10 protein-coding genes are annotated in these 14,532 nt (G+C 42.3%); 5 read left to right on the top strand and 5 right to left on the bottom strand.

Annotated elements, in window-relative coordinates; translation table 11 throughout:
* Positions 1-215: 215 nt before the first annotated feature.
* The 3 genes from L1D50_RS14910 to coaBC all read right to left on the bottom strand — a co-directional run bounded on the left by L1D50_RS14910 (position 216) and on the right by coaBC (position 5,035).
* Complete coding sequence (locus L1D50_RS14910) at positions 216-2,987, bottom strand: prolyl oligopeptidase family serine peptidase (protein WP_128727608.1); 2,772 nt, start codon at positions 2,985-2,987, stop codon at positions 216-218.
* A gap of 106 nt (positions 2,988-3,093) precedes the next feature.
* Positions 3,094-3,681: a nucleoid occlusion factor SlmA gene (gene slmA / locus L1D50_RS14905; protein WP_010376740.1), complete on the bottom strand. Its 588-nt coding sequence runs from the start codon at positions 3,679-3,681 to the stop codon at positions 3,094-3,096.
* A 157-nt stretch (positions 3,682-3,838) separates the two neighbouring features.
* Positions 3,839-5,035 carry a bifunctional phosphopantothenoylcysteine decarboxylase/phosphopantothenate--cysteine ligase CoaBC gene (coaBC, locus tag L1D50_RS14900; protein ID WP_128727609.1) on the bottom strand — a complete coding sequence of 399 codons (1,197 nt, stop codon included), beginning with the start codon at positions 5,033-5,035 and terminating at the stop codon, positions 3,839-3,841.
* A 128-nt stretch (positions 5,036-5,163) separates the two neighbouring features.
* Here coaBC and radC point away from each other — a divergent pair, with 128 nt between their 5' ends.
* The 3 genes from radC to rpmG all read left to right on the top strand — a co-directional run bounded on the left by radC (position 5,164) and on the right by rpmG (position 6,701).
* The gene (gene radC, locus L1D50_RS14895; RefSeq protein ID WP_017219072.1) at positions 5,164-5,838 is read left to right on the top strand and encodes a DNA repair protein RadC; all 675 of its coding nucleotides are present in this window, start codon (positions 5,164-5,166) and stop codon (positions 5,836-5,838) included.
* 459 nt (positions 5,839-6,297) lie between these two features.
* Entirely contained in the window at positions 6,298-6,534 is a 237-nt protein-coding gene (gene rpmB / locus L1D50_RS14890) for a 50S ribosomal protein L28 (protein WP_010376746.1), read from the top strand.
* An 11-nt stretch (positions 6,535-6,545) separates the two neighbouring features.
* Positions 6,546-6,701 carry a 50S ribosomal protein L33 gene (rpmG, locus tag L1D50_RS14885; RefSeq protein ID WP_010364212.1) on the top strand — a complete coding sequence of 52 codons (156 nt, stop codon included), beginning with the start codon at positions 6,546-6,548 and terminating at the stop codon, positions 6,699-6,701.
* Between the two features lie 56 nt (positions 6,702-6,757).
* On the opposite strand, the gene L1D50_RS14880 is transcribed toward rpmG, so the two are convergent.
* Positions 6,758-8,728 (bottom strand): winged helix-turn-helix domain-containing protein, encoded by a 1,971-nt coding sequence (locus tag L1D50_RS14880; RefSeq protein WP_128727610.1) that lies wholly within the window; start codon positions 8,726-8,728, stop codon positions 6,758-6,760.
* A 131-nt stretch (positions 8,729-8,859) separates the two neighbouring features.
* On the opposite strand from L1D50_RS14880, the gene L1D50_RS14875 reads away from it, so the two are divergent.
* Complete coding sequence (locus L1D50_RS14875) at positions 8,860-10,677, top strand: alpha/beta hydrolase (RefSeq protein ID WP_128727611.1); 1,818 nt, start codon at positions 8,860-8,862, stop codon at positions 10,675-10,677.
* Between the two features lie 180 nt (positions 10,678-10,857).
* On the opposite strand, the gene gorA is transcribed toward L1D50_RS14875, so the two are convergent.
* Complete coding sequence (gene gorA / locus L1D50_RS14870; RefSeq protein WP_138521402.1) at positions 10,858-12,216, bottom strand: glutathione-disulfide reductase; 1,359 nt, start codon at positions 12,214-12,216, stop codon at positions 10,858-10,860.
* A 177-nt stretch (positions 12,217-12,393) separates the two neighbouring features.
* On the opposite strand from gorA, the gene prlC reads away from it, so the two are divergent.
* Entirely contained in the window at positions 12,394-14,433 is a 2,040-nt protein-coding gene (prlC, locus tag L1D50_RS14865; RefSeq protein ID WP_239966310.1) for an oligopeptidase A, read from the top strand.
* The last annotated feature ends 99 nt before the right edge of the window (positions 14,434-14,532 follow it).

The raw sequence follows: 14,532 nt of genomic DNA, 5'->3' as shown, positions 1-14,532 counted from the left end.
ATAGAACTTACATTGCATCTACGTAAAGTTCAATGGTTCGTTTGTAAAACAATCAAATGTAATAGATATATAGGCTTTTTTTTATAATGAAATTATAAGGATGTAAGTTGAAACAAAACATTTCTAGATAAAAAATAAACACAGAGAAGAGTCGGGGTTGCTAAAAAAAAGGACACCTAAATGATGCCCTTGATAATCAATACGAGTGAAGCTGATTATTCCTCAGTGATAAATGCTTTACCGGATTGAATCCATTCTGCAGGTGGCAATCCTTTCAGGTGATAATCAAAGTATTCTTTCATACGAATTGAATAATCTAGCTGATTTGGCAGCTTTTTAAGATGGTGCGGTTCGCCTTCGTATTGTAAGAAGATTGCGTCTTTACCATGCCTTCTTAATGCTAAGTAGTATTGAATACCTTCTTGCCAAGGAACCGCTCCATCGTTATCGCCAAACATGATCAAAATTGGTGTATTTACTTTATCTGCGTAAAACACTGGAGAGTTTTCTATATATAATTCTGGCGCTTCGGTGAGTGTTTTACCTATGCGGCTTTGTCCCGTTTCATACTGGAATTGACGTGCTAAGCCGGACTTTAATCGAATTCCGCTATAAGCAGAGGTCATATTTGATACTGGTGCGCCAGAGACAACCGCTTTAAACATATTTGTCTGGGTGATCATAAATGCACTCTGATAACCTGCCCAAGAGTGGCCCTGTAAGCCTATTTTATCTGGATCAGCAACACCTTTATCAATAAGCGCTTGTGCGGCATTGATCATGGTTTGCGTTGAAGAGCGTCCAGGATGACCGATCTCAAAACGAATATCAGGCAAGAATATCGCATAACCGTTTGAGGTATACATTGGCAGGTTTGGTCTGTGATTTAACTCCATTTTCGGGAAGTCATACATGCGCTGGCTCATATAGCGGTAGAAGTAAATTACTACTGGCACTTTATCACCGGCTTTATAATCAGCAGGTTTGATTAACACGCCTTGAAGATCTTCGCCATCGTAGCCTTTGTACTTCACAAGTTCAGGCTTTTGGCCCCAAGCAAATGTCCGTTGCTGTGGATTTAAGTCTGTGAGTTTTGTCGGGTTATTAAAGCTGTTATCTGTAACCCAATAATCAGGAAATTCTTGATAAGACTGTCTTGTGAAAATATAAGTATCTGCCTCTTTGGCTTTTCTCACTACGTTATATTTGGCTTCGCCAGACAAAACAGTTTGCAACTTGTTATCTTGTAGAGAAAGCGTAGCAATATGCGTTTGTTTATTTTCGAGGTTGTGCGCACTTAATAGTAAGGTATCGTCAGGGTTAAAGCCCAGTTTGTCCTTATCTTTATACTCAATGCGGTATTGTGTTTGGGTCTTATAGCCGTCAGTCAGTCGAGTTGCTTTTGCCGTTTTAGTATCAAATGCCCAAATATCATATTTACTGTAGGCGTAGAGTGTCGAACCATCGAGCTGCCAACCAGCAAATCCAAATCCTTCGTTTGGTTCTGGCTTATCATGTTTATCATCAGCAAACAGTGCATTTTTAACCGCTTTGCTTACTGGGGTAAGCTGTTGGGTGGATAGCGATTTCAACCAGATTTGTTCACCATCGAAATAGGCCGCATGTTTACCATCAGGTGCAACAGTTGGGCGATTTGAACTTTCTTTAACGATGAGTTGTTTATCACCACTGCTGATATCAACGCTGTAGTAGTCGCGATAAAAGCCTTTGTACATAATCTGCTTTAGATAGGGGGTATCATCGCTGCCCAGCACAAAGTTTGCGTTTGTGCGCAGTGAAATAGACGGCACTTGAAGGTTTTCAAGCTGTACTACACGCTCGCCATTAAGATGATAAACCGCTTGATAATGTTGATCTCGCCGGCTTTCATTCCATGTTTTTATTTCTCTAGTTTTGATTTCAGGATCGGCATTGTGCCAAACCTTTAAGCCTTTTTGCTGGCGAATGGTATCGTAATCAAAAAGCGAGCTTTCATCTGTGTATTTGAGCACTTTGGCTTTTTGTTCAAGCTGTGGACGGTTTTCAAAAAATAATCGTGAGCCGTCTTTAGACCATTTGATTGATGCTGTTTTGCCGGAAAACCAACCGCTTGGGTTATGGATATCGGTAATTTTATTGCTTGTTGGAGACCATAATTTGAGTTGGTAGTCGCGGCGGCGTTTGTCATCGTTGACATAATTACCTAAATAAAAAGCGACCTGTTGAGAATTGGGTTGCCAAGCAATGTCTCCTAAAGTCACACCGGGCTCATCAATAAGACTTGTGATTTGATTGCTCGCTAAGTCAATAACGGCAACACGGTTTTTACTGCCGTCTTCACTGCGCTGATTGACCAGTATCACGTTACTATTTGGTGCTACTTTGTATGCTGCGATGTTGTCATAGCGAGTACTTTCATTGTTAGAAAGGTTCAGCACCACAAGTGTTAATGTGTCATCACCTTTATCTGCACTGATTTTGAGTTCATCAGCTTGCTCGTCTTTATTCTCTTTTGCGTCTGATTTTTTGTCGCCTGTTTTTGTATCCTCACGGTACACCAGCCACAAGCCATCATCTGAGATTTGATAATCTTTAACTGAGCTAAAGGTTTGCTGCGTTTTGGTTGCGGTGCTAACTAACACTAAGTTGTTCTTTAATGTTTTTTTCTTTTTTTTATCTGTGGTTTCTTTTTCAAGTAGAGTGGGGAGTTGGGTAAAGCCAACCCATTGACCGCTTTTATTGATAACTGGATTTGTACCACGGGGAACTGATGCAATCAGAGTTTTATTATTGAGAGAATACACTTGGCCTTCGCTGTCACCACGGTAAGGCTTTGCACTTAGGCCGAGGAATGTACCTTGTTCGGAGATCACCGTACCCTGTGGGTAACGAAAATCAAAAACGTCTTTAAATTCAAGGCTGGGTTTAGCTGCTAAGCTGCTTACACTAAAAAGTGCTGCGCTTAAGAGAGAAAGTTTTAGAGTCATATCTAGAGCATTTTAGTATGTATTTATGATGTTTTTATCACTTTTAACAGTGAAACTAAAATGCTCTGCGGTGTGCGGATGTATTTAAGCGGCTAGCCGCAGGTGCTTAAAGCCAGATTTTCTCAAGCTCAACCCACTGTTTATCGAATTGCGCGGTTGGCTTTGCTTTGAAGTCACTTCTTACAAACTGGTTCATCTTACCCTCAACAAAAGCTAAGAATAGATTAGCCAGTACACTTTCTTCACTCGTGAATGCTTTGCCTTCTCGCAGTTTGCGCTCTCTTAATACTTGTTTGAATTGTGTCTCAAGCTTTTCAAATAAGCTTTGTACTCGTTCACGTAAACGTTCTTGCTCACCTTGTAGTGCATCGCCCGTTAAAATACGTGTTATCCCAGGGTTTTTCTCTGCAAAGGCGAGAAGTAGAGTAAGAATGTTGTAGATCCGGTTACGGGTTTCTTTTTCGTTTTCGAGGATTAAATTAATGCGTGACAGCAACGTATCTTCGATGAACTCAATAAGCCCCTCAAACATTCTCGCTTTACTTGGAAAATGGCGATAAAGCGCAGCTTCTGAAACCCCGACTTCAGCAGCGAGTTTAGCTGTGGTGATACGCTGTCCCGGGCTGGTTTCCAGCATTTGTGCGAGTGATTGAAGAATTTGCTCTTTGCGATTACTACGTTTTGTCGCTGGCATGAAATTTCCCTTATTTTTCTAATTGTTATATTGTTTTTGCCGGGTTTATTAAGCACAGAGAGTGATGCGCAGAAGTGCAAACCCCGACTCGTTTACACGTTATCGGGGTATCATGTTAATGTTTTATTCAGTTTCTTTCCAGTCTTTTACATGAAGGTTATTTTATCTTTTCGGCAATAGCTTGCATGACAGTAAGTGCTAACTCTTTTTTGCTAGAGTGAGGGAGTTCAAGTCGGTCTTTTTTCCAATATAGGGTCAATGTGTTGTTATCAGAATTAAACCCACCTGTACTATCCGACACATCATTCGCACAGATCATATCCAACCCTTTATTTACCAATTTTCCTTGCGCATATTCGGCGACATTCTGCGTCTCAGCGGCAAAGCCAACGGTATAAGGACGCGACTGTTTTAGTGCTGCGACAGTAGCGATAATATCGGGGTTTTTAACCAGTGTAAGTGTGATTTCATCGCCTTGCTTTTTAATCTTTTGATCGGCTACGGTGGCTGCACGGTAATCAGCGACCGCAGCGCAGCCGATAAAAATATCCGATTGTACGGCATATTCGAGTGCGGCTTGTTGCATCTGCTCAGCACTTTCTACATCAAGTCGAGTAATTCCAGTGGGAGTATTCAGTGAAACCGGGCCTGCGATCAGATTTACGCTTGCACCCAAAGCCTTTGCCGCCTCAGCAAGGCTAAATCCCATTTTTCCTGAACTGTGATTGGTAATAAAACGCACCGGATCTAATGCTTCGCGTGTCGGCCCTGCAGTGATAGTTACCGTTTTTCCTGCTAATACTTGCTCAGTAGGGCGAAGTGCAGTTAAACACAGTTGCACCAATTCATGGGGTTCAAGCATGCGTCCTGCGCCTACATCTCCACAGGCTTGTTCGCCTTTACCGGGCCCCCAGATTTGGACATGGCGTGAAGCAAGGGTATTGAGATTTGCTTGAGTCGATAGGTGCGCATACATCTGTTGATTCATTGCCGGCGCCACGGCAACAGGCGCGGGAGTTGCGAGCAGTAATGTGGTCAGTAAATCATCTGCAATACCCGCTGCCATTTTGGCGAGGATATTTGAGGTCGCGGGAGCAACCAGTACTAGATCTGCCCATTTTGCAAATTCGATATGGCCCATTGATGCTTCTGCTTGCGGGTCAAGCAAAGAGTCAGAAACGATTTCACCAGAGACAGCTTGCATTGTTAGTGGTGTGATAAAGTGCTTAGCTGACTCCGTCATCACCACTTTGACATCTATCTGGTGTTCTTTTAAGCGGCGAACGAGTTCTGCACATTTGTAAGCAGCGATACCACCGCTGATCCCAAGTAAGAGGCGTTTATTTCTTTGCATGTTTGTTTTATACGATCACAGTATCAATAAACTAAAGATATCACAGTCTGTGTTTGCTTTTGAATAATCGTGATCACCCGCTAAGCTTAATTTAGTCAAGGAGACATACAAAGATAAGGAATAATAGAATGCAAATATCAGCCTTACCCAAATCCGCGCGGCCAAGAGAAAAGTTGATTGAACAAGGGCCCGAAGCGTTATCCAATGCTGAGTTATTGGCTATCTTTTTACGCACAGGGATCAAAGGATTAAATGCCATAGAGCTTGCCGAATCCTTGTTACAAGAACAGCAAACGTTACAGCGTTTATTCAATGCCTCATTAGAAGAGTTTTCAGCGTTAAAAGGCTTAGGCGTTGCCAAATACACTCAGTTGCAGGCCGTTTTGGAGCTAAGTCGGCGTTATCTAAAAGAAGAGTGCTTAAGAGAAACGGTATTTCAAAACCCGACTGCGGTACGTGACTATTTGAGTGCTCAACTACGGGGGCTTGGCCATGAAGTGTTTATGGTGTTGTATTTAGACAACCAAAATCGGCTAATAAAAGATGAAGTGCTGTTTCACGGCACGATTAATGCGGCCTCGGTTTATCCAAGAGAAGTAGTAAAGGCGGCACTCAAATACCATAGTGCAGCTGTGATTTTTGCCCATAACCATCCATCGGGCGTGGCAGAGCCCAGCGAAGCGGATAAACTTATCACGAAAAAATTGCAGCAAGGCTTGGCATTGGTTGATATTAATGTACTTGACCATTTAATCGTCGCTGGAAGTCATTGTATTTCGTTTGCCGAACGAGGACTGATTTAAGCTGAGTTGCTGTTTTATCAGGTGGGTTTCGCTTTCTCAAGCTGTCCTTTTGAACTGAGCAAAATGGAATGGAGCTTGATCACTCAGCTTTTACTCGACGTGTGGGGTAGCTGGTGGAGTGTTGCTGCTTGAATATACTCATAAGCACGAAAATTAAACAGTCAAAATCATCATCTACAAAGGGCCAAAAAAGAAATTTGCTCGTTAAATCAGCATATTTGTATAAATTTTATAAATTAGTTCAATTTAAATGCAGTTTTTACTTTCCTAGTGGGCTTCGGATCATTATAATTGGCCGCTATCAAATTTACCCATGAGCTGATTTCAGTAGGATCAGATCCTTGATCTCTGCCTGTAGATACTGTATAAAGAGCGCCCTTTGATTTTACCTAGGGCACGCAGTTAAAAGGCCTTTAAGGGAAAATTAAGCTCGAGCGAAGTTATTGGAGATACATAGACATGTCTAAAGTCTGTCAAGTTACAGGTAAGCGCCCAGTGGTTGGTAACCACCGTTCGCACGCGCGCAACGCTACTAAGCGTCGCTTCCTACCTAACCTACAAACACACCGTTTTTGGGTTGAAAGCGAAAAGCGTTTCGTTTCTCTACGCACTACTACTAAAGGTATGCGTATTATCGATAAAAAAGGCATCGACGCGGTATTAGTAGATATCCGTGCTCGCGGCGAAAAAGTTTAAGGAGCTGAATCATGCGTGATAAGATCCGTTTAGTTTCAACTGCTGGTACTGGTTATTTCTACACTACCGACAAGAACAAGCGTAACATGCCTGAAAAAATGGAGATCAAAAAGTTCGACCCTAAGGTTCGTAAACACGTGATCTTCAAAGAAGCGAAAATCAAGTAATTCGTTTCAAGAATCAATAAAAACCCAGCCTCGGCTGGGTTTTTTGTTTTTGTACTTTAATTTTTCACGGTTAATTGCCAAAGCTCTCCACTTGGTTGCTTCAGCTCACTGAAAACCACATCGCCATTTTGCAATATATCAAACTGTCCAATAAACCGTTGTGGCGGAGTGAAATATAGCTTTTCTTGATGAGTCTTAAGATCGAATCGCCAGATGCTTTTGTCTTTTTCATAGTAAAGCGCATTACCTCTGAGCCGCCAATTTAACCAATTTCTTACAGGCACCTCTGCAACAACTAACGACTCCTGCCCATCTTCCAGCCGCCAAATACCGGGCTGTGTAAATTTAGTAAAATACAACACATTATTAAGCTTGTATCCACTGTAGCCACCTTGCGTTGTAAGCTGCTGATGTTGGTTTGTTATTAAATTTAGAGACCATAACTGCCAACTACCAGAGCGTTCACTACTATAAATTATTTCATCATCATGTTGACCGTAGTTCGCGACATAGGGTTTTAACTCTGCACTAAGTATTTCTGTGGTCTCCAGTTGTTCAATCGAAAACTGATAAATAGCATCTTGATATTCAAAAAGTATTTTAGAACTGTCGCTATTGAGTTGATAACGTTGGAAATTAAAAATGTGAGGCAGTGGTACTTGAGTCTTTGCCTCCCTATTGGTGTCAATCGACCATAAGGCTGAGTGTGCACCATGATCTGAAATATACCAAATATGTTGTGATTGATTAGCGCGAGGTAGACGGTTTAGCGCTTGGTTATCAACAACTACCTTTACGACATTCTGCACGGGCTCAAAAAGCTTAATGTTACTGGCTAACTTATACTGATTTAACAATAACGTATCATTATTATCCAATAGGGTAAGGCTCTCGATTGGAGCGGTAAACTTGTGTAAAAGAGTTACTGCATGTGACTGTGCATTCACACTATAAATGCTGTTAGCCTGTGAAAAGTAAATCTGCTGACCATTTGCAGACCAGGTCAGTGAAGTTGGGTTATACGGAAGTTCAATTGTGTGCTCTGTAGACATCTGTGGGTAGTGATAGAGGGTTAATCGGTGTATATCTTCACCGAGGTATGTCGCCACTGCGAGGCGGTCTTGGCCTTGAGATAAACTAAAGAGGTGATCACCTCTTAGATTACCTGATGAAGGGGGGAGCGTTAATTGTGTATGCTTATGGGTGTTTAAATCATAGCGATACAGACCAAAGCCGTTGTGAATATTTTCACGTTTTCGATAAATCAATTCTCGCCCGTTACGGCCCCAAATGAGCTTTATCCTCTCAACGGCCTGGCAGCTGAATAATGATTGTACGCTTTGCTTTGCTATAGTTAACTGCTTCACCATGCAGCCATTTTCATCGTCCACAAATGCTATCTTACTTGCGTCAGGGCTTAATGCCTGAGCACTTATATTACCCGATAGTAACTTGCGACTTTCTCCATGGTGGTGTAACCATAACTCTGAAAGTGGCGTTGTGATTGGGTGTAGATAACTAAAGCTACTAGACCTAGTTGCGCTACTGAGTTGCAGCTCAATACCACTCTGACTTGTTATTTTTTCTGGAATAAGTGACTTAGTATTAGGTGAAAGCCTCACTACCTGAAAAGTAATTAATGCACTAAGCAAACTAACCAAAATCGCACCACCAATTAAAAAGCGTACTTTACGCTTTGGTGATTTTGTGGAGGTAACTAGTCCTACAGCTCTAGGTATTAGCCTGTATCCAACGGTAGGAATAGTCTCAATATAATTCGTTTGGCTATCTAATTTATTTAGATGCTGACGTAGCGTTGACACGGCTTTATTGATTGCGCTTTCGGTGACGATACGCCCTTGCCAAACCTCTTCGATCAATTGCTCGCGAGAGACTGTATTTCCATTTGCAGCAATTAAAGTTTGTAGCAACAAATAGGGCTTTGGCTCTAATCTTATTGTTGAATTGTCGTTTTCTAGCGTTCGATTTAGTGTATCAAATTGTATTGCTGCAATCTTAAATCGCATTTTTACCCTTTTGATTTTATTGGTTATATTTTTTGGTAATAAATTCATCACGATGATTTCATGAGAAATCGTCGCGCTTTTTTCAATGCTATTTAAGAGTACATGAAAACAATAAAATAGGAATGGCCTGCATGAAAAGTAGATGGTTTTTAACGCGAACGTTAAATGTAGTAGTCGCGACATTGTTAGTGGGGTGTGGTGGTAAAAGCAATAACGCTGCGCCAATCGATAGTGATAGCGGAAAAACCGAGATTGGGGTTAATGTTCATGAACTTAATGAACGCTTTTACTATATGCTACCGGTCGAAAATACCAGCAAGTCATATAAACTTTTATTTGCTTTTCATGGCTCTGGGGGGAGTGGTCAAGGTATGGCGGGTATGACCAGGTTGCATGAACAAAGTGATGATTATCTCGTCGTTTATCCCAAGTCAAAAAATGAAGAATGGAATGAAGGGTGTGGTTGTAATAAGGCGCATCGTCTAGGTGTTGATGATCTGGGCTTTGTTGATGACATGGTCGCAGAACTAAAAGCAAAATATCAGATTATTGATGGTGAAATCTACGCAACAGGTTTTTCTCAAGGAGGACTATTTGTACAGAACTTGTTGTGTAATCGCTCCGAGGTATTTAACGCGATAGTGACCGTTGGTGCACCAATGTCCTATCAATTAGGGGATAGTTGTAACCTTACTACGCCAACGAATTACAGAATTATGCACGGTAAGGCTGATTCGGTTCTTCCCTATAATGGTAAAAGCCATGCTAACTTTGGGCTGTTGTCCTCACCCCAAGCGATCAAAATTGTAGGTGATCTCAACTATGAGGCCGCATTATCGGTAGAGCAAGATTTGGATGATGGTGTTACCTTAACTCACTATCCCAACAGAAATATCCAGACTCAGCTTATTAGTGTAGACGGGGCGGGACATAGTTGGAACTTATCACCAGTCAAAACGACGCAATCGATAATGGAATTTTTTGAATCGACAAGTCAATATGCACTACCAGCTGGTTCTGATTTAATTAAAGTCAGTGATAATTATTACCATGTAAGACACTTAACGCATCAGGCAGACAAACCAACGGTAGTTATGTTGTCAGGTGCAAACATGCACTTTCATAGCGATAGCGCTTGGTTTGCATTATTACAACCTTATTTATCAACACAGTTTAATGTGTATGTGATTGATAGGCTTGGGCAAGGGCTTAGTAGTAACACCAGCGCACCATCAATGCAAAAGTTTGCAACAGATCTTCCAGTGCTATTTGAGAAGCTTGATTTGAGCAATGTGCATTTGGTGAGTTTTGCTAATAGTAACTCTGTACCGCTTATTGCTATGCAACAGTCGGAAGACTTCAAACAAAAGATTGCCAGTATGTTGTGGATGGATCCGGACATTTTATTACCGCACTCAATTGCACAGTATCAGGGTTACCCTGTTGATATTTATCGCGAATGGGGTCAGCATTTGATAGACCATGTGAGTGCAGGAAAGTGGCAGGAAAAAATGAATGTCAAAATAGCTGAGGAGCAGGCACATGTAGAGTCTTTGCTGGAAGAAAGTGAGTTTGCCCAACATATGGATTGGGGTTACTTCAATCAAATCATGCAAACACGTTATAGTATTGAAGCCCAACTTATCCGAGTAAATGAAATGATGAACTATCATGACGATTTGGAGTTAGTGAGAAACTGGCAACCAGATAGCAGTATTCCAATTACCGTGATCGATAGTGAGTTTGAACAGTTAGATATTGAAAAAGCAGAAACTGAAGAAGCCAGAGCGGGTTTGATTAAGTGGGAAGCCGAAGGTCGAAAATGGTCTCAAGAAGTCGCGGAAATAAGCGGGGGACAGTATTTGCCAATAACCTCTACAGAGCACTTGATCCCGCTCACACATCCTGAGCTTATCAAGCAAGCATTGATTGAGCTTTCAAGTAGATAATAAAGCCTATCCCTACTAGTTGACTTGGACAGTCACTACAACCCCAAAAGCTCAGATATCCTTATCTGAGCTTTTTTTAACTCATTATGTGGAGCTAGTAAATTCCTGTGTAAAGATTGATAAAGTAATTGCTCACAGCCACTTCAGGTTGAGAGGCAGTAGCTTTTACTTATCTAGGCTTTACCTCATAGTAACAAATTCCTCGGAACCAGTTGGATGTATTGCGACTACGGAGTCAAAGTCTGCTTTGGTTGCACCCATTTTCATGGCAACGGCGAAGCCTTGGATCATTTCATCTACCGCAAAGCCGATACCATGCAGGCCAACGACTTTCTCTTCTTTACCCGCACAAACAAGTTTCATACGACATGGCTGACGATGCTGAGTAACCGCCGTGTACATCGCAGCAAAGGTAGAGGTATAGACCTTGATATTATCTTTACCGTACTTTTCTTCGGCTTCTGGCTCTGTTAGGCCAATGGTGCCAATCGGTGGATGGCTAAAGACGACGGTAGGGACTAAGTCGTAATCCATTTTTGCGTTTGGCAATTCAGGGTTGAATAGGCGTTCTGCTAGCATTCTGCCAGCTTTCACGGCTACCGGAGTCAGCTCTATTCCACCATCCATAATGTCGCCTAAGGCATAAATACCTTTAGCTGTGGTGTTTTGCCACTCATCAACTTTTATATGGCCACTTGGCGTGGTTTCTACATCCGTTGCCGCGAGATTGATAAGATCTGTCATTGGCTCACGGCCAATTGCCCAGATCAGTTCGTCTACTGTGTAAGACTCACCATTTTCAAGATGTAAGGTGACTGAGCCATCCTCTTCTTTGGTCACTGACTTTGGCACTGCGTGAGTGTGCAACGTTGGGCCTTCTTTTTCCATTACCTCAGTTAAGGTTTCAACCAAGATAGGATCAAAGTTACGAAGTGGAGCGTGCTTACGAACAAATAAATGGGTTTCTGTGCCCAAGCTGTGCAATACGCCCGCAAGCTCTACCGCGATATAGCCCGCGCCCACAACAGCTACGCGGCGAGGTTGCGCTTTAAGCTCAAAGAAACCGTTTGAATCGATACCATGCTCAGCGCCTGGAATGTTAGGGATCGTTGGGCGACCACCTACGGTAATGTTGATATGATCGGCAGTGTAGTGCTCGCCATTGACTTCAATAGTGTTGTTATCAACAAACTTAGCAAAGCCATTGATCACGGTGACGCCATTTTTTGCTAGGTAGCCGTTGTAACCTTGGTGAATACGGCCAATGTAGGCTTCGCGGCTCTCAACGAGTTTACCCCAATCGAAGTTCTTTAGCTCAACATCAAAACCATAATCTGGTGCGTATAGTTTAATGGCTTCAGCAACTTGAGCGCCGTGCCACATCGCTTTTTTTGGAACGCAGCCCACGTTTACACAAGTACCGCCTAAGTGCTTTGCTTCTATTAATGCCACCTTGGCACCTCGCATCGCCGCTCGGTTTGCAGATGCGATCCCGCCGCTACCGCCACCGATTGCGATATAGTCAAAATGTTGAGCCATAAAAATTCCTCGCCAATTATTTGTTTTGCTTAAACCCTACTACTTTATATTAAGTAAATAGCAAAGGTGCACAACCCAAGACCGATATTAAGCAAAAATCTATTCAGATACTTGTAAATGCGGTCATTCACCCTTATTTCAACCTCAATATTAGATTAGAAAATAAAGAGCGTGCCCATGAGTAACCCATTAATCGGGCTAGAAGGATTGCCTCCTTTTTCAAAAATTAAGCCTGAACACATTGTTGAAGCATTAAAATCTGCCATCGCGCACTGTCGTGAAACCATAGACTCTGTTTTAGCTCAGTCGAATTATACTTGGGACAACTTTGTACTTCCGCTAGAAGAAGCGGACGATAAGCTTAGCCGCATGTGGTCGCCAGTATCGCATATGCATTCAGTCGTTAATTCAGAGGCGCTGCGCAAAGCGTATGATGAGTGTTTGCCGTTAATTTCTGAGTATTCTACTTATGTTGGTCAGCATCAAGGATTGTATGAAGCCTATAAAGCCGTAAAAGAATCGGTTGAATTTGGCAACTTAACGGTTGCTCAGCAAACGTCTGTGGATAATGCACTGCGTGATTTTCAACTTTCAGGCATTGCACTTGAGCCTGCTAACCAAAAACGTTATGGCGAAATTGTGGCACGGCTGTCGGAGTTGGCATCAAAGTTTGGCAACAACGTCATGGATGCCACCCAAGCATGGCAAAAGCATGTTACTGACGAGTCAGAATTATCTGGACTGCCGGAGTCGGCCTTAGCACTTGCTGCTCATACTGCTGAAGCCAAAGGATTAGAAGGTTGGGTATTTACGCTAGATATTCCTTCTTACCTTCCTGTTATGACATACGCAGATAACCAAACGCTTCGTGAAGAGGCTTATCGTGCGTTTGTAACCCGTGCCTCGGATCAAGGGCCGAATGCTGGCGAGTTTGATAACTCAGCGATTATGCATGAAGCGCTTACGCTTAGACACGAATTGGCTCAGCTGCTTGGCTTTTCTAGTTTTGCAGAAAAATCACTGGCAACTAAAATGGCTGAGACGCCAGAGCAAGTGTTTAAATTTTTGAATGACCTTGCTGCTAAGTCAAAACCACAAGCCGAGCAAGAAGTAGCTGAACTACGTGACTTTGCGAATAAAGAACACGGTGTAAGTGAGCTAAAACCTTGGGATTACGCATATTATGGTGAAAAGTTAAAACAAGCTAAGTATGCAATTTCTGACGAAGCACTGCGCCCTTATTTCCCTGAACATAAGGTACTCTCCGGCTTATTTGAAACCGTAAACCGTTTGTTTGGGATCCGTGTGAGCGAAGTTAAAGACGTTGACACTTATCATCCAGATGTACGCTTTTTTGCTATTCACGATGACAAAGGTGAGTTGCGTGGTCACTTCTATCTCGACCTATATGCCCGTGAACATAAGCGTGGCGGTGCTTGGATGGATGACTGTATGGGCAGAAAAGTACGCGCAAATGGCGAATTACAGACTCCAGTCGCTTATTTAGTGTGTAATTTTAATAAAGCGGTCGGTAACAAACCTGCGCTATTTACCCATAATGAAGTAACCACTTTATTCCATGAGTTTGGTCACGGAATTCATCACATGCTAACACAAGTGGATGCAGCGCCAGTTGCGGGTATTAATGGTGTGGCATGGGATGCGGTTGAGCTGCCAAGTCAGTTTTTAGAAAATTGGTGCTATGAAGAAGAAGCACTGAACTTCATTTCAGGGCACTATGAAACGGGAGAACCGTTGCCAAAAGACATGTTAGATAAGCTACTTGCAGCAAAGAACTTTCAATCAGCTATGCAAATGTTGCGTCAGTTAGAGTTTTCGTTATTTGATTTTCATATTCACGCAGACTTTACACCAAACACTGACTGCCAAATTCAAGCCACACTCAATGCGGTGCGTGAACGTACAGCTGTTGTAAAAGCGCCTGAATTTAACCGCTTCCAGCATAGTTTTAGCCACATTTTTGCTGGTGGTTATAGTGCAGGTTATTATTCATATAAATGGGCAGAAGTGTTGTCTGCGGATGCTTTCTCTAAGTTTGAGGAGGAAGGAATATTCAACCCGAAAACCGGGCGTGAATTTATGCATCATATTCTTGAAAAAGGTGGCTCCGAAGCGCCGATGGTGTTGTTTACTCGCTTCCGTGGTCGAGAGCCAAAAGTGGATGCGTTACTACGCCACAGTGGGATCGCCGCCTAGTTTTTTTTCCATTCTTCACGCCTTCTTTTGAAGGCGTTTTTTTTGCCTTATTTTTTTTAGCAAATCCAATATCTCTGACTATTCTATAAAGATATGAAT

Origin of the sequence: Pseudoalteromonas sp. Isolate6 (genome assembly GCF_022398435.1) — a bacterium.
Classification (GTDB): domain Bacteria; phylum Pseudomonadota; class Gammaproteobacteria; order Enterobacterales; family Alteromonadaceae; genus Pseudoalteromonas; species Pseudoalteromonas galatheae.
Note: the sequence above shows the minus strand (reverse complement) of the source record. Positions and strands in the feature narration are given on the sequence as shown.